Here is an 18,177-nt window from a genome sequence, read left to right on the forward strand (position 1 = left end):
ACGGCGCCGTTCTGGCACAGTGGTCGGCCATGACCCACATGCACGTCGCCGGCTCGATCCACGCCGACGCGACCTCGCCTGCACCGCAGTGGCTGAAGCGTCCCGAGGACGTGAACGCCCTGACCAGGCAGCTGTGGAGCGAGCATGCCGGCCGCGACGCGCAAGGCAGGCTGGCGATCGCCGGGCTGACCGCGCAGGAGATCGTCGAGCAGGCGGGCAGCCCGGTCTACGTGATCGACGAGGCCGACTTCCGCGGCCGTGCGCGGCGGTGGAAGGAGGCGTTCGGCGACTGGCAGGTGTTCTACGCCGGCAAGTCCTTCCTCTGCACGACCGTGGCCCGGTGGATCGCCGAGGAGGGGCTGGGTCTGGACGTCTGCACCGGCGGTGAACTCGCGGTCGCGCTGCGCGGCGGCATGGACCCGGCCCGGATCGGCCTGCACGGCAACAACAAGAGCGAGGATGAGCTGCGGGCCGCGCTGCAGGCCGGTGTCGGCCGGATCATCGTGGACTCCTCTCACGAGATCGGTCTGCTGGAGCGGCTCTGCGCCGAACTCGGCACGGTCGCCCGGGTGATGATCCGGGTGACCACCGGGGTCGAGGCGCACACTCACGAGTACATCGCGACCGCCCACGAGGACCAGAAGTTCGGCTTCTCGATCAACGGCGGTGCCGCTTTGGTGGCCCTGGTGCGCAGCGCCCACAGCCCGCATCTCAACTTGGTCGGGGTGCACAGCCACATCGGCTCGCAGATCTTCGACACCAACGGCTTCGAGGTGGCGGCCCGGCGCACGCTCAAGCTGATCGCCCAGTTCAAGGAGGCGACCGGCACCGAACTCAGCGAACTGGACCTGGGCGGCGGCTTCGGCATCTCCTACATCAAGGAGGACACCCCGGCCACGCCGGAGGACCTGGCCGCCGGACTGCGCGCCATCGTCGAGCACGAGTGCCGCGGCTTCGGGCTGAGCGTGCCGCTGATGTCGGTCGAGCCGGGTCGCGCGATCTGCGGCCCCGCCGGCACCGCCATCTACACCGTCGGCACCGTCAAGACCGTCGAGCTGGGCGGGGGTCAGTCCCGGCGCTACATCTCGGTCGACGGCGGGATGAGCGACAACATCCGTCCCGCCCTGTACGCGGCCGAGTACTCGGCGGCGATGGCGAACCGCACCAGCGCTGCCGAACCCGTGCTGTCGCGGGTGGTCGGCAAGCACTGCGAGGGCGGCGACATCCTGGTCCGCGACGAGTTCCTGCCCGGCGACCTCACCGCCGGCGACCTGATCGCCGTGCCCGCCTCCGGCGCCTACAGCCGCTCGATGGCCAGCAACTACAATCACGTTCCGCGTCCGCCGGTAGTGGCCGTCTCCGACGGCCGGCTCACCACCCTGCTGCGGCGCGAGACACTGGACGACCTGCTGGCCCTGGACGCCGGCGCGTGAGCACGAAGAACGTCAGAAGGGGACTGTGATGACACCAGCCAAGCCGCTCAAGGTGGCCCTGCTGGGCTGCGGCGTGGTGGGATCGGAGGTCGCCCGGCTGCTGCTCGACAACGCCGACGAGTTCCAGGCCAGGGTCGGACGCCGGCTCGAACTGGTCGGCATCGCGGTGCGCAACCTCGCCAAGCCGCGTCCGGGCCTGGACGCCGCCCTGTTCACCGACGACGCGGCGGCCCTGGTCCGCCGGCCGGGAGTCGATCTGGTGATCGAGGTGATGGGCGGTGTCGAGCCCGCCCGCAGCCTGATCCTGGCGGCGATCTACAACGGTGCCTCGGTCATCACGGCGAACAAGCAACTGCTCGCCCAGGACGGGGCGACGCTCTACACGGCGGCGGCGCAGACCGGCGTCGACCTGTACTTCGAGGCGGCCGTCGCCGGCGCCATCCCGATCATCCGGCCGCTGCGCGAGTCGCTGGTCGGCGACGAGGTGACCGCGGTGAAGGGCATCGTCAACGGCACCACCAACTTCATCCTGGACAAGATGACGACCGAAGGGTCCTCCTTCGACGAGGTGCTGGCCGAGGCCCAGCGCCTCGGCTTCGCCGAGGAGGATCCGACCGCCGACGTCGAGGGGCTGGACGCCGCGGCCAAGGCCGCCATCCTGGCCAGCCTCGCCTTCCACAGCCGGGTGAAGCTCGACGACGTCGACTGCGAGGGGATCACCGGAGTGACCCCGGCCGACGTGGCGACGGCGTCCGAACTCGGCTACGTGATCAAGCTGCTGGCGCGCTGCTCGCTGGCCCCGGACGGCTCGATCTCGGTCGGCGTGCACCCGACGATGGTGCCGGCGTCGCACCCGCTGGCGAATGTGTCGGGGGCGTTCAACGCGGTGTACATCGAGTCCAGGCACGCGGGCCAGCTGATGTTCATGGGTCCCGGGGCGGGCGGTTCGCCGACCGCGTCGGCGGTGCTGGGCGACGTGGTGACGGCAGCCCGGAACCGGGTGCGCGGGGCGTCCGGGCCGGGGGAGTCGTCGTACTCGGCGCGGCCGATCACGCCGCGGGCGATGGTGCCGTCGCGGTTCTACGTGTCGCTGAGCGTCGAGGACGAGCCCGGTGTGCTGGCCCGGATCGCGGCCGCCTTCGCCCGCTACCAGGTGTCGATCCAGGCCGTCCGGCAGGAGAGCGAGCCCGGACGACCCGAGGGCCAGGGCGCGAAACTCGCGATCCTCACCCACGTCGCCCGGGTCGGCGACCTGCGGGCCGCGGTCGAGGAGTTGCAGGCCCTGCCGGATGTGCGCAGCGGCATCGCCCTGATGCGGGTCGAGGGCTGAACCGTGCTGCTGGCCTGCCTCGACCTCGAGGGCGTACTCATCCCGGAGGTGTGGATCGCGGTCGCCGAGGCCACCGGCATCGACGGGTTGCGCCGGACGACTCGCGACGAACCCGACTACGACGCTCTGATGCGTTACCGCCTCGACCTGCTGGCCCGCAACGGCCTCACCCTGCCGGAGATCCAAGGGGTGATCGGCACCCTCGACCCCCTGCCGGGCGCGGTCGAGATGGTCGGCTGGCTGCGTGAACGATTCCAATTGGTCATCCTGTCCGACACGTTCTACGAGTTCGGGATGCCCTTCATGGCCAAGCTCGGCCACCCGACGCTGCTGTGTCACAAGCTGATCGTCGAAGGGGACCGGATCGTCGACTACGCGCTGCGGCTGCCCGACCAGAAGCGGGCGGCGGTGCGGGCCTTCCACGCGCTGAACTTCCGGGTGATCGCAGCGGGCGACTCCTACAACGACACCGCGATGCTCACCGAGGCGGACGCCGGGGTGCTGTTCCGCCCGCCGGCCAACGTGATCGCCGAGTTCCCACAGTTCCCGGTGACCACCGACTACGACGGCCTGCGCGCGCAGTTCGAGCGCGCCGCCGCCGTGCTGGGCTGAACCCGCAAGGTTGGTCCACATCGGGCACCGAACTCGGTGCCCGATGTGGAACAACCCGCACGCCGCGACCGCGGCCGGCCGTGGCGGTCGGTGGCCGCACCGACTCCGAGTGGTTAACTTGCGCCCGTGAAACTGGCGGGTCGGGTCGGCTACGTGCTGCTGCTGGCGGTGGCACCCGTTTTGGCGGCCCTGTACGCGGGCGGCACCACGATTCCGGGCGGCACGTTCGAGCCGTGGACGCCGGCGATGATCGACCTCGACGTCTACCGCCGCACCGGCGAGCTGGTGCTCGCCGGCCAGGACTTCTACAACGTCGAGGCGTGGCTGCCATGGATCTACCCACCGTTCCCGGCGCTGCTGTCGGTGCCCTTCTCTCTGGTCGCCCTCGACGTGGCCCAGATCGCCTGGCTGCTGCTCAACGTGGCCTGCGTGATGGCGATCTGCTATCGGATGGGCCTGTCCCGCTGGAACCTGAGCCTGGCCAGCACGGCGATCGTCTGGCTAGTCGAACCGGTGCGGGAGACCCTCGGCTTCGGACAGCTCGGCGTCTTCCTGGTCACCGCGGCGGTGATGGATTCGATGCCCGGGGCGAGGGTGTTCGGCCGGCGGCTGCTGCCGGAGGGGTGGCTGACCGGCGTGGCCACCGCCGTCAAGCTGACGCCCGCGGTGATCGCGGTCTACAACTTCTTCGCGGGCAAGCGCCGTGAGGGCATCGTGAGTTTCATCTCGTTCCTGGCCTGCACCGCCATCGGCTTCGTGTTGCTGTGGGGTCCGTCGCTGACCTACTGGGGGCGGCTGCTCTCGGGCGATTCGGGCCTCAACACCGGCATCGTGTTCAAGACCAACCAGTCCGTGCTCGGGGTGTGGACGCGGCTGATGGGCGAGGCGAGCCGCGGCGGGCTGGTGCTGTCGGCCCTGGTGCTGGTCGTCGGGGTGGCCGCCGCGGTGCTGATGCACCGGGCCGGGGAGGTTCCGCTGGCGCTGTGCCTGGCCGGCCTGACCAGCCTGCTCGCCTCGCCGATCTCGTGGTCGCACCACTACGTGTGGATCGTCCCCTTCGGCCTCGAACTGCTGCGCAACAAGCGGCTGCCGGGCTATCTCACCGTGGCCGGCCTGTTCTACTCGATCTGGACGGCCTTCGCCCCCTTCAAGCTGCTGCCCGGGGACAACAACGTCGAGCTGACCTACGCGCCGCTGCACATGCTGGTGGACAACTTCGGGGTCTACCTCGGGGTCGGGTTCCTGGTGGCCTGCATCGTCGCGGTGCTGTTCACCCCGTGGGGACGGGACCGACGGCACGGGCAGCAGCTGCTGCGCCGGCCGGCGCAACCGGTCGCGGCGTCCTGACCCCGCCGGGGCGTCAGGAAGCCGGCGCGCGGGAATACGCGACCCGCGCGGGCCGTTTGGAGGGTTTGGATCGCACGGTGCTACAGTTGCGGTGCGCTGTACTTCAGCCATCGCCCCCGACAGGTCGGGCGTGACGATTCAGCATTCGTCGAGGACTCCTTTCATCATTGGCCTTTCGGCAGATGGACGCGTCCACGATCTGTAACCGGAGTTCTTCGACCTCCTCCCGATGTCTATCCGAGTGATGACGCACACCCTCTCGGATGTCCCGAAAGGACCCACGTGACCGACACCATCGAAGCCACCACCGCCCCCAGCCGGGGCAAGGGGCTGAATGGAATGCTGCTCCCCGAGCTCAAGCAGCTGGGCGCCTCGCTCGGCCTGAAGGGCACCGGCGCGATGCGCAAGAGTCAGTTGATCGACGCCATCCGAGCCGCCCAGGGCGGCCAACCGGCGCCGAGGGCCGACGCGCCCACCGAGCAGCCCCAGCAGCAGGAGAAGCGACGCAGCCGCGGTGGCGAGCGCAACGAGGCGCCCGCCGCGAGCGAGGCGCCCGCCGCGCCGCAGCCGGCCCTCACCGACGCGACCGGCGCCGGCACCAACGACGCGCCCGCCAACGGCGACTCCGCCGATGACGTGGCCGCCCGGCTGCAGGCGCTCGAGGGCGAGCGCGGCCGGCGGCGCCGCAACCGCAACGGCTCGGACGCCGCGGAGAGCGGCAACGACAACGACGCTGCCGGCGAACGCAACTCCGAGAACCGCGCCAACGACCAAAGCGCCAAGCAGCAAAACACGAGCGAGCCGACCCTGGACTCGCGTCCGCAACAGGATCGCCAGTCGAACCGCGACGACGACGACTACGGCAACTCGCGCCGCTCGCGCCGGCGTCGCAACCGCGACCGGCAGAACCGTCGCAACAATCGGGGCGGTTCTTCCGGCGGCGGGATGGCCGGCCTCGAGGTCGATACCCAGGTGACCGACGACGACGTGCTGGTCAACGTCAACGGCATCCTCGACGTGCTCGACAACTACGCCTTCGTGCGCACCTCCGGTTACCTGCCCGGGCCCAACGACGCCTACGTGTCGCTGTCGATGGTGCGCAAGTTCGGGCTGCGCAAGGGCGACATCGTCACCGGCGCGATCAGGCAGCCGCGCGAGGGTGAGCGCAAGGAGAAGTTCAACCCACTGGTCCGGCTCGACACCGTCAACCTGGACGCCCCCGAGAAGGCGAAGGACCGCCCGGAGTTCGGCAAGCTGACCCCGCTGTACCCCCAGGAGCGGCTCAAGCTGGAGACCTCGGCGGTCGGCATGACCGGCCGGATCATCGACCTGGTGTCGCCGGTCGGCAAGGGCCAGCGTGGCCTGATCGTCTCGCCGCCCAAGGCGGGCAAGACGCTGATCATGCAGGCGATCGCCAACGCCATCACCACCAACAACCCCGAGGTGCACCTGATGGTGGTGCTGGTCGACGAGCGCCCCGAGGAGGTCACCGACTTCCAGCGCTCGGTGAACGGCGAGGTCATCGCCTCGACTTTCGATCGGCCAGCGGACGACCACACCACGATCGCCGAACTCGCCATCGAGCGGGCGAAGCGCCTGGTCGAACTGGGCCGTGACGTGGTGCTGCTCCTCGACGGCATCACCCGGCTGGGCCGCGCCTACAACCTGGCCGCGCCGGCGTCCGGCCGGATCCTGTCCGGTGGTGTCGACTCCGCCGCGCTGTACCCGCCGAAGAAGTTCTTCGGCGCCGCCCGCAACATCGAGGACGGCGGCTCGCTGACCATCCTGGCCACCGCCCTGATCGATACCGGCTCGAAGATGGACGAGGTGATCTTCGAGGAGTTCAAGGGCACCGGCAACATGGAGCTGAGGCTGCGCCGCGACCTGGCCGACAAGCGGATCTTCCCCGCCATCGACGTGGACGCCTCGGGCACCCGCCGCGAGGAGATGCTGTTCACCCGCGAGGAGCTGCAGATCATCTGGAAGCTGCGCCGGGTGCTGTCCAGCCTCGAGCCGCAGGCCGCGCTGGAGACCCTGCTCGGCCGGATGCGCAAGACCGAGTCGAACCGCGAGTTCCTGATCCAGGTCACCCGCACCACGCCGTCGCAGAACTAACGCCCGCTTCAGCGCCGCCCCGATCCTGTCGGTCGGGGCGGCGCTGTCGAGTGCGGAGGTCGTCGGTCGAGCGGTCGGGAGCACCTGCCGCGATCGCTTTGGCCCGAGCGGACGCCGGGGTTAAGCTGATCGGCCGTCCACGACCCTCCGGAGGTTCCGCCATGCCCGCGTCCGATGCCCTGACCGAGGCCCGCACGCATCTGGTGGAGGCGCGAGCGGCCCTGCGCGACATGCGCGAACACACCGCCTCGCTCGAGGCGCTGGCCGGCGACCGGCTCAGTGGTGAGTTCCTCAAGCAGACCCTGTACCGGCGGATGATGTCGCTGCGCGACGACCCGTCCACACCGCTGTTCTTCGGACGCATCGACTACCGCGCCGCGACCGGGGCCGACGAGGACGAGGACTGCTGGATCGGACGCCTGCACGTCACCCGGGAGATGGGCAGCGAGCCGATGGTGTACGACTGGCGGGCGCCGGTCGCGCTACCGTTCTACCGCGCCAGCCGCACCGAACCGATGGGGGTCGCCTTGCGCCGCCGCTTCGGCTTCTCGCAGGGTGCGATCACCGCCTTCGAGGACGAGCAGCTCACCGGCTCGGGACCCGGGGACGACTCATTCGGGCACTCCGAGATCCTCGAGGCCGAGATCGAGCGGCCGCGTACGGGCCCCATGCGGGACATCGTGGCCACCATCCAGCCCGAGCAGGACCTGATCGTCCGCGCCCCGCTGGACACCTCGGTGGTGGTGCAGGGTGCCCCCGGGACGGGCAAGACCGCGGTCGGCCTGCACCGGGCCGCCTATCTGCTCTACGCCTACCGCGACCAGCTCAGTCGCAGCGGCGTGATGGTGGTGGGGCCCAACGCGTCCTTCCTGTCCTACATCGGTGACGTGTTGCCGGCGCTCGGCGAGATCGACGCCGTCCAGGAGACGCTGGAGTCCCTGGTCGCCCGCACCGCGGGGCGGCCGGTGGCCGCCACCGACGAGGCGCACTCGGCGGTACTGAAGGGGGATGCCCGGATGGCAACGGTGCTGCACCGGGCGGTCTGGGAGTCGATCGTCGAGCCCGCCGAGACCCTCGTCGTGCCACGCGGCTCGGCACAGTGGCGCGTGCCGGCACACCGCTGCGGCGCCGTGATCGACGAGCTCCGCGGCCGCGGTGTGCGCTACAGCGCCGGACGCGACATGCTCGCCCAGCGGCTGGCCCACCAGGTGCTGCTGCGGATGGAGGCGTCCGGAGACTCACCCGACGACCGGGTGCAGAATGCGGTGGCGCGGTCGGCGCCGGTCAAGGCATTCGTCAACGCGCACTGGCCGGCACTGGACGCCGTCAAGCTGGTCCACCGGCTGCTCACCGACGCCGACTTTCTGGCCCGCAACGCCGATGGGGTACTGGACGGCGCCGAACAGGAGCTGTTGCTGATCCGTCCCGGTCGCGGGGTGCGGGTGCCGCGCAGCGCGACCGCCTGGGAGCCGACCCTGGCAGACCTGGTGCTGGTCGACGAGGCGTCCGACCTCCTGAATCGGACGCCCAGCCTGGGCCACGTGATCATCGACGAGGCCCAGGACCTGTCGCCGATGGGGCTGCGGGCGCTCGGTCGCCGCGCCAGCACCGGTTCGATCACCGTGCTCGGCGACCTGGCCCAGGCGACCACCGCCTACGCCACCACGAGCTGGGCGGACGCGCTGGGCCACCTCGGCAAACCGGCCAGCTCGATCACCGAACTCGTCGCCGGATTCCGGGTGCCACGCTCGGTGATCGCCTACGCGGCGCGGCTGTTGCCGAGCATCGCGCCGAGTCTGACCCCGCCGCATTCGGTCCGCCGCTCGGCCGGCGATTTCCGCATCGTCAGCGGCGCGGCCGGGCTGGTGGACGCGGTGGGTGCGGCGCTGGCCCGCGAGGGCACGGTCGGCGTCATCGTCGCCGACGCGGCGGTTGCGGACGCCGCGGGCGCGCTGACCGCAGCCGGGGTGCCGTTCGCGCACCTGGCGGACGAACGCGGCGCCGACGAGTTCCGCCGGCTCGAAGTCGTCCCGGCGACCCTCGCCAAGGGCCTGGAGTTCGACCACGTCGTGCTGATCGAACCGGCGGCCATCGTCGCCGCCGAACCCGACCGGGTGACCGGCCTGCGCCGCCTCTACGTCTGCCTGACCCGGGCCGTGTCGAGCCTGGCCATCGTCCACGGGAACCCGCTGCCGGCCGAACTGGACGCGGCCTGACTCCTACGAGATCCCGGCGTCCGCCGGGATGACGGAAGGGGAGAGGCGACACCCCGTCATCCCGGGCTTGCCCCGGGATCTCCCGCGGGCGACGAGGTGGGCACCGCAGCCCCTACCGCGATCGCACCACGCGGCCCTCGTCCCAGACCGGTTCGTCGCTCTCGTAGACCGCGCCGTCGGCGCCGAAGACCAGGAACCGGTCGAAGCCGCGGGCGAACCAACGGTCGTGCGTGACCGCGATCACGGTGCCCTCGAAGGCCGCCAGACCCGTCTCGAGGGCCTCTGCGGACTCCAGGTCGAGGTTGTCGGTGGGCTCGTCGAGCAGCAGCAGGGTCGCCCCGGCCAGCTGCAGCAACAGGATCTGCAACCGCGCCTGTTGGCCGCCCGACAAGGACTCGTAGCGTTGCTCGGACGCCCGGGCGAGCTCGTAGCGGTCCAGCGCGCGAGCGGCCGCCTCGCGACCCATCCCGTCGCGGTGGTCGTCACCGCGGTGCAGTATCTCCAGCAGGGTGCGCCCCACCAGTTCGGGGTGGGCGTGGGTCTGCGCGAACCAGCCGGGCCGGACGCGGGCGCCCAGCCGCGCCGTCCCGGTGAACCGCACAGGTTCGATCCGGGGCGCGTCCACCGAGGTGTTGCCGGCGTCGGGGGAGGAGCCGCCCAGGGCCAGCAGGCGTAGGAAGTGCGACTTGCCCGAGCCGTTCGAACCGAGCACGGCGACCCGGTCGCCGTACCAGATCTCGGCGTCGAACGGCCTCATCAGGCCGGTCAGTTCGAGCTGCTCGACGACGACCGCCCGGCGTCCGGTGCGGCCGCCGGACAACCGCATGGTGAGCTGCTGGCGCAGCGGCACGGCCTGCGGCGGCCCGGCCTTCTCGAACCGCTCCAGGCGCGTCTGCGCCGCCGAGTAGCGCGAGGCCATGTCGGAGTTGATGGCGGCCTTCTGCTTGTACAGCAGCACCAGCGCCTTCAGCTTGCCGTGCTCCTCGTCCCATCGGCGGCGCAACTCCTCGAACCGGGCGAACCGCTCCGCCCGGGCCTTTGCGAAGGTGCGGAAGCCGCGTCCGTGCACCCACACGGTGTTGCCGGCCGCGCCCAGTTCGACAGCCGCCACCTGGGTGGCGGCCCGGGCGAGCAGCTCGCGGTCGTGGCTGACCAGCAGCACCGTCTTGGCGGTGGCCCGCAGAGCCTCCTCCAGCCACTGCTTGCCCGGAACGTCGAGATAATTGTCCGGCTCGTCGAGCAGCAGCACCTCGTCCGGGCCGCGCAACAGGACCTCCAGCGCCAGCCGCTTCTGCTCGCCGCCCGAGAGTGTGCCCACCTCGCGCCACTTGGCGGCGTCGAAGCCGACCCCGAGCGCGGCGGTGCAGCAGGCGTCGAAGACGACCTCCTGGTCGTAGCCGCCGGCGTCGGCGTATTCGGCCAGCGCGTCCGCGTACGCCAGCTGAACCGGCTCGGCGTCGTCCTCCATCAGCCGCAGTTCCAGGACGTCGACCGCGGCGGCCGCTTCCCGGATGCGGGTGGGGGAGAGCGAGTAGAGCAGGTCGCGGACGGTGCTGTGGTCGCGGATGCCGCCGATGAACTGGCGCATCACGCCCAGCCCGCCCGAGCGCGACACCGACCCGGCGTGCGGGGCGAGGTCGCCGGCGACGATCCTGAGCAGCGTGGTCTTGCCCGATCCGTTGGCGCCGACCAGCGCCACCACGGCGCCGTCACCGACGCGGAACGACACCTCGGTCAGCAGCGGCCGCCCGTCCGGCAGGTCGTAGCCGACCCCCGACAGTTCCACGTGACCCATGGCGGGCAGCCTAGTGACCCCGGCGAGGCCCACCCGCACCGGGGCCGCCGGTGGCCGCGGGGTCGAGGGCGGAATACGGCAGGGCCGTGCCGCGTTTTGCTGAAGTCCCTGCCGATCAGGCAGAATGGACGGTCGTTGCCGGTTCACGCCCGGGGCCCATCCAGCCCCCTTCCCAGTGAGGCGACCCGGCATCAGAACAAGGAGCGCACGATGAAGCAGGGAATCCATCCCGACTACCACGACACCCAGGTGACCTGCACCTGCGGCAACACCTTCACCACTCGCAGCACCGCGGCCAACGGCGTCATCCACGCCGAGGTCTGCGCCGCCTGCCACCCGTTCTACACCGGCAAGCAGAAGATCCTCGACACCGGCGGCCGCGTGGCCCGGTTCGAGCGTCGCTACGCCAAGAAGCCGGCCGGCAAGAAGTAACCCGCGACAGCGCCGGGGCCCCGCCGGGCCCCGGCGCTTCGTCGTTCCCGCCGGTTGCGCACCGGCGTCCAGCCAGTGACCAGGAGGTCCGATGTTCGAGGCGGCCGAGAGCCTGCGCGCGGAGTTCGCCGAGCTCGAGCACCGGCTGGCCGACCCGGCCACGCACGCCGATCTGGCACTGGCCCGACGCACCGGACGCCGCTACGCGGAGCTCACCCCGATCGTGAAGAACCTGGACGCCTACGACCGGCTCACCGACGACCTCGCCGCGGCCCGCGAACTGGCCGCCGACGACCCGTCGTTCGCCGAGGAGGCCGACACGCTGGCCGCGCGGATCGAGGAGGTCACCGACCGGTTGACGGCGCTCCTGGCCCCCCGCGACCCGCACGACTCCGACGACGCGCTGCTCGAGATCAAGTCCGGTGAGGGTGGCGAGGAGTCGGCGCTGTTCGCCGCCGACCTGTTCCGGATGTACTCCCGCTACGCCGAGGCCAGGGGGTGGAGCGTCGAGGTGCTGGACAGCCAGGAGACCGACCTGGGCGGGTTCAAGTCCATCACGCTCGCCATCAAGGCCCGCGGCACCGACCCGGACGCCTTCCCCTACGGCGTGCTGAAGTTCGAGGGCGGCGTCCACCGGGTGCAGCGGGTACCGGTCACCGAGACCCAGGGCCGCGTGCACACCTCCGCCGCCGGCGTCCTGGTGATGCCGGACTCGGAGGAGGCCGAGGTCGAGGTCGACCCCGACGACCTGCGGATCGACGTCTACCGAAGCTCGGGTCCGGGCGGCCAGGGCGTCAACACCACCGACTCGGCGGTGCGGATCACCCACCTGCCGACCGGCATCGTGGTCAGTTGCCAGAACGAGCGCTCCCAGTTGCAGAACAAGGAGTCCGCGCTGCGGATGTTGCGGGCCCGGCTGGTCGCCGCGGCGGCGGAGGCGGCTGCCGCCGAGGCGTCCGCGGCCCGCCGCTCGCAGGTGCGCACCGTCGACCGGTCCGAGCGGATCCGCACCTACAACTTCGGCGAGAACCGGATCGCCGACCACCGCATCGGGTACAAGGCCTACAACCTCGACCAGGTGCTGGCCGGCAACCTCGGCGGCGTCCTGGAGGCCCTGCAGGCCGCCGACCTGGCCGAACGACTCGAGGGCATCGGGTGAACGCGGTCGGGTCGTTGCTGCGTTCCGCCGCCCGCCGGGTGCCGGACGCCGACGCCCGGCTGCTGCTCGCCCACGCCCTCGGCGTCCCGGTGTCCCGACTGCTCACCCTCGACAGTCCCGACCCGGCCGCGCTCGACACCTTCGACGACCTGCTCACCCGGCGCGAGGCGGGAGTTCCCGTTCAGTACCTCACCGGCACCGCACCCTTCCGGCACGTCGAGGTGGCCGTCGGCCCCGGCGTGTTCATCCCCCGTCCCGAGACGGAGGTGATGACCGGCTGGGCCCTGCAGCGGCTCGCCGAGGCCGACGGCGCCGACGACGGACCGCCGGTGGTGGTCGAGCTGTGCGCCGGCTCGGGCGCCATCTCATTCGCCATCGCCGCCGAGCATCCAGGTGCCCGGCAGTACGCCGTCGAGCTCAGCGAGGAGGCCCTCGGTTACGCCGCCCGCAACCTCGCCGGCACCGGCGTGGACCTGCGCCACGGCGACATGGCCACCGCCTTTCCCGAGCTGGACGGCACCGTCGACCTGGTGATCGCGAACCCGCCCTACGTGCCACTGGAGGCCTATGACGGCATCCCCGCCGAGGTCCGCGAGCACGAACCCGGCCTGGCCCTGTTCGCCGGCGCCGACGGCCTCGACGCCATTCGGGTGCTGGCCGGGGTCGCCGCGCGTCTGCTCCGCCCCGGCGGCTGGGTGTGCGTCGAGCACGCCGAGGTGCAGCACGACTCGGCGCCCGCGGTGTTCGTCGCCCACGGCGGCTTCGACCGCGTCCGCGACCGCACCGACTACAACGACCGCCCGCGGTTCGTGACCGCGCGCCGGGTGGCCTCGGTGGCAGAATGGCCCACGTGAGCGACGCGGCACCGCAGCGATACGACTGTGCGACGCAGGCCGAGGACGCCCTGGCCGCCGCCGAGGCGGCGGTGGCGTCCGGGCGGTGCATCGTGCTGCCCACCGACACCGTCTACGGCATCGGTGCGGCCGCCTTCGACGCGGCGGCGGTGCAGGGCCTGCTCGACGCCAAGCAGCGGGGGCGGGACATGCCACCCCCGGTGCTGATCGCCGAGCCGTCCATGCTGCGTTCGCTGGCGACCGGCCTGACCCGTGAAGGGTTGGAGGTCGCGAAGGCCTTCTGGCCCGGGCCGCTCACGGTGGTGGTCAACGCCCAGCCCGACCTCAAGCTCGACCTCGGCGACCGGGGCGACACGATCGCGGTGCGGGTGCCCGACCACGACTTCACCCGAACGCTGCTGCGTCGCACCGGGCCGTTGGCGGTGTCCAGCGCGAACGTGAGCGGCCGCCCTGCCGCGCGCACCGTCGACGAGGCCATCGAGCAGCTCGGCGACAGCGTCGCGGTCTATCTGGACGCCGGAGAGGCCGGCGAGCCGGTGCCGTCCACGATCATCGACCTGACCGGACCGCCGCGGATCCTGCGCGAGGGACGGCTCGGTCGCGACGAACTCGACGGTGCCGTCCCGGGGCTGTTCGGCGACGATGCGTGAGTACATCCTCATCCTGCTGATCGCGGCGGGGGTCACCTATCTGCTGGCCAACTTGTTCCGTCGGCTCGCCTTCCGCCACAACGCGGTCGCCATCGTGCGCGATCGCGACGTGCACACCCGGCCGATCCCGTACTTCGGCGGCGCGGCGATGCTGGCCGGGGTGGCGTGCTCGTTCATGGTGGCCAGCCAGCTGCCGTGGCTGGGTCGATTCGACCTGGTCGAGCACGACAGCCGGGCGGTGTTCATCGGCAGCCTGGTGATCTGCCTGGTGGGCATCGTCGACGACATGGTCGACCTCAACGCGCTGGCCAAGATCGCCGGCCAGATCCTCGCCGCGGGCATCGTCGTGCTGAACGGCGTCAAGGTGTACTGGATCCCTTTGCCGGGCACCATCGTCAGCCTCGACGACGCCACCTCGATCGTGCTGACGGTGGTGCTGATCTTCCTGTGCGTCAACGCGATCAACCTCATCGACGGACTGGACGGCCTGGCCGCCGGCGTGGTCGCCATCGGCTCACTCGCCTTCTTCATCTACGCCTACCAGCTCAGCTACGAGCAGGAACTGGTCCGGGCCACCACCGGCAGCCTGGTCACCGTGGTGACGGTGGGGGTCTGTCTCGGCTTCCTGCCCTACAACGTGCACCCGGCCCGGATGTTCATGGGTGATTCGGGCTCGATGCTGCTGGGCTTCCTGATGGCCACCTCGGTGATCAGCCTGACCGGGCAGCTCGACCCCTCCCAGATAGCCGTCGAGGGGTCCGGCCTGGCGATCAACGCCTACCTGCCGCTGATCCTGCCGCTGGCGGTGATGGCGCTGCCGCTGGGCGACCTGATCCTCGCCTACGTCCGGCGCACCATCGCCGGCCGGCTGTGGTTCCAGGCCGACAAGCAGCACCTGCACCACCGGATGCTGCAACTGGGACACAGCCACCGCCGGGCGGTGGCGTTGCTGTGGCTGTGGACGGCCCTGCTCGCCTTCGGGGCGGTGCTGATCGGCATCACCTCCTCGCCGTGGGCGGTCGCCGCCCTGGTGGCGGGGCTCGCCGTCGCAGCCTGGCTGACCTGGAAGCCGGTGCGTCATGACCCGGCCTGAGCGGCGCGAGGCGAGCGCCAACGTCCGCCGGGCCAGGCAGTTGCTGGCCGGGGGAGCCACCCTGGGGCATGCCGCGGCGTTGATCGTGGTCGGCGTGCTGTTCTTCGTCCGTGGCCCCGCGGGGGCGCTGTCGGGCGCGATCTCCGCGCTGGCGGTACTGGCCTTCTTCGGGCTCGGCCAACTCGTCCAGATCCTGGTGGCCGACTCCTCGCCACAGGTCGTGATGGCGGCCGCCCTCGGCTCCTACGCCTTCCGGGTGGGCCTGCCGGCCATCGCTCTGATCGCGATCGGCAGCAATCCCGAACGGCTGGCCGGGATGGACCGCGTGTCGGTCGCAGTCGCCGCGATCAGCGTGGTATTGGCCTGGCTGGCAGGGGAGATCTGGGCGTTCTCCAGGCTGCGCATACCGGTCTTCGACCCGCCCGAATCCGACCCCCGCTAGGCCTTGGGCGCATTCGCTCTGAGCGTCGCCTAACTGCTAGAGTCACCGAAAGTTATGGAGGGGCGAGACGGCATCGATCAGGGCCTACGGGTGCTGAGCTACCTGCTCGCTGGACCGCTCTTCTACGGCTTCCTCGGGTGGCTCGCCGACAACTGGTTGCACACCTATCCGTTGTGGATGGTGATCGGCATCGTCGTCGGCATGGCGCTCGGGGTGTACATGGTGGTGAAGAGGTACGGACGACCGTGATGTCGAACCAGGAGGTGCGATGGGCCGGCTAGGCCTGATCATCCCGATGGAGGGCGGTGGCGAAGGCGACGCCCACCACTGGCCCCCCGGAGTGCACAGCTTCGACCCCAAGCCGTTGTTCCCCGACGCCGGCATGGATTGGTTGAACACCTATCTGCTGCAGGCCGTCATCGGTGCGCTGATCGTCATCCTGCTGTGGCTGTGGTTCGCCAAGGATCAGAAGATCGTGCCCGGCTTCAAGCAGTGGATCGGCGAGCAGCTGTACAACCTGATCCGCAACGGCATCGGACGCGACGCGCTCGGCCCCGACTACCACAAGTACACCCCGTACCTGGTAGCGCTGTTCTCGTTCATCCTGGTCAACAACCTGTTCGGCCAGTTCTTCCTGAGCATGTTCCCGACATTCTCGCGGGTCGGCTACGCCTACGGCCTGGCGCTGTTGAGCTTCATCCTCTACAACGCCGCCGGCATCGCCAAGCACGGCCTCGGCAGCTACCTGAAGCTGATGACGATGCCCAAGGGCGTGCCGCCGCTGCTGTACATCATCATCATTCCGCTCGAGATCCTGTCGAACTTCATCGTCCGGCCGATCACGCTGGCGCTGCGACTCTTCGCCAACCTCTTCGCCGGTCACCTCGTGGTGATCGTGTTCGTCGTCGGCGGCTCGATGCTGCTCGAGAGCGCGAGCGTGCTGTACAAGGTCGCCGGCGGCGCGTCGCTGCTGATGGCCTTCCCGATCTTCGGCCTGGAGCTGTTCATCGGCGCCCTGCAGGCCTACATCTTCACGGTGCTGACGGCGCAGTATGTGGCGTCCTCCATCGCCGACGACCACTGACCCATCTGCAACACAACCGACCTGGACAACCCTCCGAAAGGAAACGCAATGCTCCCCATCATGGAGATCACCGGCTCGCTCAACATGGTCGGCTACGGCCTGGCCACGATCGGCCCAGGCATCGGCGTCGCCATGGTGTTCGCGGCCGTGATCAACGGCACCGCCCGCCAGCCCGAGGCCCGTGGCGCCCTGATGAGCACCGCCTGGATCGGCTTCGCCGTGGTTGAGGCGCTGGCCATCATCGGTATCGCGCTCGCCTTCGCCATTCAGTGATCGGAACAGTCGCGATGACCACGATTCTGGAGATCGACCTGGGGCCGCTGCTCCCGGCGTTCCCCGAGTTCGTCGCCGGCATCGTCCTGTTCGGCATCATCTGGTTCGTCCTGGCCAAGAAGGTCGTTCCCGCCTTCGAGAAGACCTACGAGGAGCGGGCGGCGGCCATTCAGGGCGGCATCGAGAAGGCCGAGCACGCCCAGGCCGAGGCCGCCGCTGCGCTCGAGGAGTACCGCGAGCAGCTCGCCGGTGCGCGCGACGAGGCCAGTAGCATCCGTGAGGAGGCCAAGGCGCAGGGTGCCCAGATCATCGCCGAGATGCGCGCCAAGGCCCAGGAGGAGTCCGACCGGCTGATCGCCCAGGCCAAAGCCCAGATCGAGGCCGAACGCGCCCAGGCGGTGCAGCAGTTGCGCGGCGAGGTCGGCGGTCTGGCCACCACGTTGGCCGGCAAGATCGTCGGTGAGTCGCTGGACGACGATGAGCGTGCCCGACGCACGGTCGACCGGTTCATCGCCGACCTCGAGGCGAACGACACGGAGCGGGTATGAGCAGCACGCACGAGGCCCGGCTGGGTGAACTGGATGGGGTGCTGACGCAGCAGCAGATCACCCCGGAACTGGGCGAGGAACTGTTCGCCCTGGTCGACCTGCTCGACTCCAACCCGGCCCTGCGTCGTGCCCTGACCGACACCGGGGCGGAGACCTCCGCCCGCGAGGCTCTGGTCGACGCACTGTTCGGCCAGCGGATCTCTGCCGGTTCCCGCGCCGTGTTCGCCGCCGCCGTGGCGCAGCGGTGGGGGAGTACCTCGGCGCTGTCCGCGGCGCTCGAGCGGCAGGGCGTCCGGGCGGTGCTGGCCACCGCGCAGCAGGCCGGCACCCTCGACAACGTGCAGGACGAGCTGTTCCGTTTCGAGCGGCTGGTGGCGGCCGACCGTGGGCTGCAGGCGGCGCTGAGCGACCGCACCGCACCACTGGAGACCCGGCGCCAACTCGTCGACGACCTGCTCGCGACGCGTGCGGACGCCGCGACCACCTACCTGGCCAAGCGGGCGGTGGCGGCGCGGCGGCGCAGTTTCGAGCTGACGATCGACGAGTACCTCACCCTGGCGGCCGCGCTGCGGCAGCGGGCGGTCGCGCACGTGGTGGTGGCCCGGCCATTGACCGACGAGCAGGCCCAGCGGCTGGTCGAGGTGCTCGGCCGACAGGTGGGTCGCGAGGTGACCCTGCAGGTCGAGGTCGATCCCCACGTGGTCGGCGGCGTCCGGGTGACCGTCGGCGACGAAATCATCGACGGCACCGTTGCCGGCCGGCTCGAGCACGCCCGCCGTCAGCTCAGCTGACCG

The 18,177-nt window shown here is 70.6% G+C and carries 18 protein-coding genes; 17 read left to right on the forward strand and 1 reads right to left on the reverse strand.

Annotation, left to right across the window (positions count from 1 at the left end; all coding sequences use genetic code 11):
• The first annotated feature begins 29 nt into the window (after positions 1-29).
• From lysA to OIE40_RS05800, 6 genes are all read left to right on the forward strand, one after another.
• A complete protein-coding gene (gene lysA, locus OIE40_RS05775; protein ID WP_264700932.1) occupies positions 30-1,433 on the forward strand; it encodes a diaminopimelate decarboxylase in 1,404 nt (467 codons plus the stop codon).
• 28 nt (positions 1,434-1,461) lie between these two features.
• Positions 1,462-2,763 (forward strand): homoserine dehydrogenase, encoded by a 1,302-nt coding sequence (locus tag OIE40_RS05780; RefSeq protein WP_264700933.1) that lies wholly within the window; start codon positions 1,462-1,464, stop codon positions 2,761-2,763.
• A gap of 3 nt (positions 2,764-2,766) precedes the next feature.
• A complete protein-coding gene (gene thrH / locus OIE40_RS05785) occupies positions 2,767-3,375 on the forward strand; it encodes a bifunctional phosphoserine phosphatase/homoserine phosphotransferase ThrH (protein ID WP_264700934.1) in 609 nt (202 codons plus the stop codon).
• Between the two features lie 126 nt (positions 3,376-3,501).
• Entirely contained in the window at positions 3,502-4,722 is a 1,221-nt protein-coding gene (locus OIE40_RS05790) for a glycosyltransferase 87 family protein (RefSeq protein ID WP_264700935.1), read from the forward strand.
• A gap of 339 nt (positions 4,723-5,061) precedes the next feature.
• Positions 5,062-6,837: a transcription termination factor Rho gene (gene rho / locus OIE40_RS05795; protein ID WP_264701701.1), complete on the forward strand. Its 1,776-nt coding sequence runs from the start codon at positions 5,062-5,064 to the stop codon at positions 6,835-6,837.
• A gap of 161 nt (positions 6,838-6,998) precedes the next feature.
• On the forward strand, positions 6,999-9,053 hold the full coding sequence (locus OIE40_RS05800) for a HelD family protein (RefSeq protein ID WP_264700936.1): 2,055 nt from the start codon (positions 6,999-7,001) through the stop codon (positions 9,051-9,053).
• 112 nt (positions 9,054-9,165) lie between these two features.
• Here OIE40_RS05800 and OIE40_RS05805 read toward each other — a convergent pair whose 3' ends face one another.
• Positions 9,166-10,848, reverse strand: coding sequence for an ABC-F family ATP-binding cassette domain-containing protein (locus OIE40_RS05805; RefSeq protein WP_264700938.1), 1,683 nt, complete (start codon positions 10,846-10,848; stop codon positions 9,166-9,168).
• Positions 10,849-11,058: 210 nt separating this feature from the next.
• Between OIE40_RS05805 and rpmE the strand changes: the two genes are divergently transcribed.
• From rpmE to OIE40_RS05860, 11 genes are all read left to right on the forward strand, one after another.
• Entirely contained in the window at positions 11,059-11,280 is a 222-nt protein-coding gene (rpmE, locus tag OIE40_RS05810) for a 50S ribosomal protein L31 (protein WP_264700940.1), read from the forward strand.
• 91 nt (positions 11,281-11,371) lie between these two features.
• A complete protein-coding gene (gene prfA / locus OIE40_RS05815; protein ID WP_264700943.1) occupies positions 11,372-12,439 on the forward strand; it encodes a peptide chain release factor 1 in 1,068 nt (355 codons plus the stop codon).
• Positions 12,436-13,293: a peptide chain release factor N(5)-glutamine methyltransferase gene (gene prmC, locus OIE40_RS05820; RefSeq protein ID WP_264700945.1), complete on the forward strand. Its 858-nt coding sequence runs from the start codon at positions 12,436-12,438 to the stop codon at positions 13,291-13,293. The genes prfA and prmC overlap by 4 nt, the downstream gene beginning before the upstream one ends.
• Positions 13,290-13,943 (forward strand): L-threonylcarbamoyladenylate synthase, encoded by a 654-nt coding sequence (locus OIE40_RS05825; protein ID WP_264700946.1) that lies wholly within the window; start codon positions 13,290-13,292, stop codon positions 13,941-13,943. Before prmC ends, OIE40_RS05825 begins: the two co-directional genes overlap by 4 nt.
• Positions 13,936-15,036 carry an MraY family glycosyltransferase gene (locus tag OIE40_RS05830; RefSeq protein ID WP_264700948.1) on the forward strand — a complete coding sequence of 367 codons (1,101 nt, stop codon included), beginning with the start codon at positions 13,936-13,938 and terminating at the stop codon, positions 15,034-15,036. Before OIE40_RS05825 ends, OIE40_RS05830 begins: the two co-directional genes overlap by 8 nt.
• A complete protein-coding gene (locus tag OIE40_RS05835; protein WP_264700950.1) occupies positions 15,023-15,478 on the forward strand; it encodes a Cg1360 family ATP-synthase-associated protein in 456 nt (151 codons plus the stop codon). Before OIE40_RS05830 ends, OIE40_RS05835 begins: the two co-directional genes overlap by 14 nt.
• 54 nt (positions 15,479-15,532) lie before the next feature.
• Entirely contained in the window at positions 15,533-15,727 is a 195-nt protein-coding gene (locus tag OIE40_RS05840) for an AtpZ/AtpI family protein (protein WP_264700952.1), read from the forward strand.
• Between the two features lie 46 nt (positions 15,728-15,773).
• A complete protein-coding gene (atpB, locus tag OIE40_RS05845; RefSeq protein WP_413774477.1) occupies positions 15,774-16,562 on the forward strand; it encodes a F0F1 ATP synthase subunit A in 789 nt (262 codons plus the stop codon).
• Positions 16,563-16,610: 48 nt separating this feature from the next.
• Complete coding sequence (gene atpE / locus OIE40_RS05850; protein WP_264700956.1) at positions 16,611-16,835, forward strand: ATP synthase F0 subunit C; 225 nt, start codon at positions 16,611-16,613, stop codon at positions 16,833-16,835.
• Between the two features lie 14 nt (positions 16,836-16,849).
• On the forward strand, positions 16,850-17,383 hold the full coding sequence (locus OIE40_RS05855) for a F0F1 ATP synthase subunit B (protein WP_264700958.1): 534 nt from the start codon (positions 16,850-16,852) through the stop codon (positions 17,381-17,383).
• A complete protein-coding gene (locus tag OIE40_RS05860; RefSeq protein WP_264700960.1) occupies positions 17,380-18,174 on the forward strand; it encodes a F0F1 ATP synthase subunit delta in 795 nt (264 codons plus the stop codon). The genes OIE40_RS05855 and OIE40_RS05860 overlap by 4 nt, the downstream gene beginning before the upstream one ends.
• Positions 18,175-18,177 lie beyond the last annotated feature (3 nt).

It is taken from the genome of Micropruina sonneratiae, from assembly GCF_025972045.1.
GTDB lineage: Bacteria > Actinomycetota > Actinomycetes > Propionibacteriales > Propionibacteriaceae > Micropruina > Micropruina sonneratiae.

Excerpts from the sequence above, each read along its gene's own strand:
- lysA (WP_264700932.1), top strand. The coding sequence starts at position 30 with ATGACCCACATGCACGTCGCCGGCTCGATCCACGCCGACGCGACCTCG.
- OIE40_RS05780 (WP_264700933.1), top strand. The coding sequence starts at position 1,462 with ATGACACCAGCCAAGCCGCTCAAGGTGGCCCTGCTGGGCTGCGGCGTG.
- rho (WP_264701701.1), top strand. The coding sequence starts at position 5,062 with ATGCTGCTCCCCGAGCTCAAGCAGCTGGGCGCCTCGCTCGGCCTGAAG.
- OIE40_RS05800 (WP_264700936.1), top strand. The coding sequence starts at position 6,999 with ATGCCCGCGTCCGATGCCCTGACCGAGGCCCGCACGCATCTGGTGGAG.
- OIE40_RS05805 (WP_264700938.1), bottom strand. The coding sequence starts at position 10,848 with ATGGGTCACGTGGAACTGTCGGGGGTCGGCTACGACCTGCCGGACGGG.
- rpmE (WP_264700940.1), top strand. The coding sequence starts at position 11,059 with ATGAAGCAGGGAATCCATCCCGACTACCACGACACCCAGGTGACCTGC.
- prfA (WP_264700943.1), top strand. The coding sequence starts at position 11,372 with ATGTTCGAGGCGGCCGAGAGCCTGCGCGCGGAGTTCGCCGAGCTCGAG.
- OIE40_RS05830 (WP_264700948.1), top strand. The coding sequence starts at position 13,936 with ATGCGTGAGTACATCCTCATCCTGCTGATCGCGGCGGGGGTCACCTAT.
- OIE40_RS05835 (WP_264700950.1), top strand. The coding sequence starts at position 15,023 with ATGACCCGGCCTGAGCGGCGCGAGGCGAGCGCCAACGTCCGCCGGGCC.
- OIE40_RS05840 (WP_264700952.1), top strand. The coding sequence starts at position 15,533 with ATGGAGGGGCGAGACGGCATCGATCAGGGCCTACGGGTGCTGAGCTAC.
- atpB (WP_413774477.1), top strand. The coding sequence starts at position 15,774 with ATGGAGGGCGGTGGCGAAGGCGACGCCCACCACTGGCCCCCCGGAGTG.
- atpE (WP_264700956.1), top strand. The coding sequence starts at position 16,611 with ATGCTCCCCATCATGGAGATCACCGGCTCGCTCAACATGGTCGGCTAC.
- OIE40_RS05855 (WP_264700958.1), top strand. The coding sequence starts at position 16,850 with ATGACCACGATTCTGGAGATCGACCTGGGGCCGCTGCTCCCGGCGTTC.
- OIE40_RS05860 (WP_264700960.1), top strand. The coding sequence starts at position 17,380 with ATGAGCAGCACGCACGAGGCCCGGCTGGGTGAACTGGATGGGGTGCTG.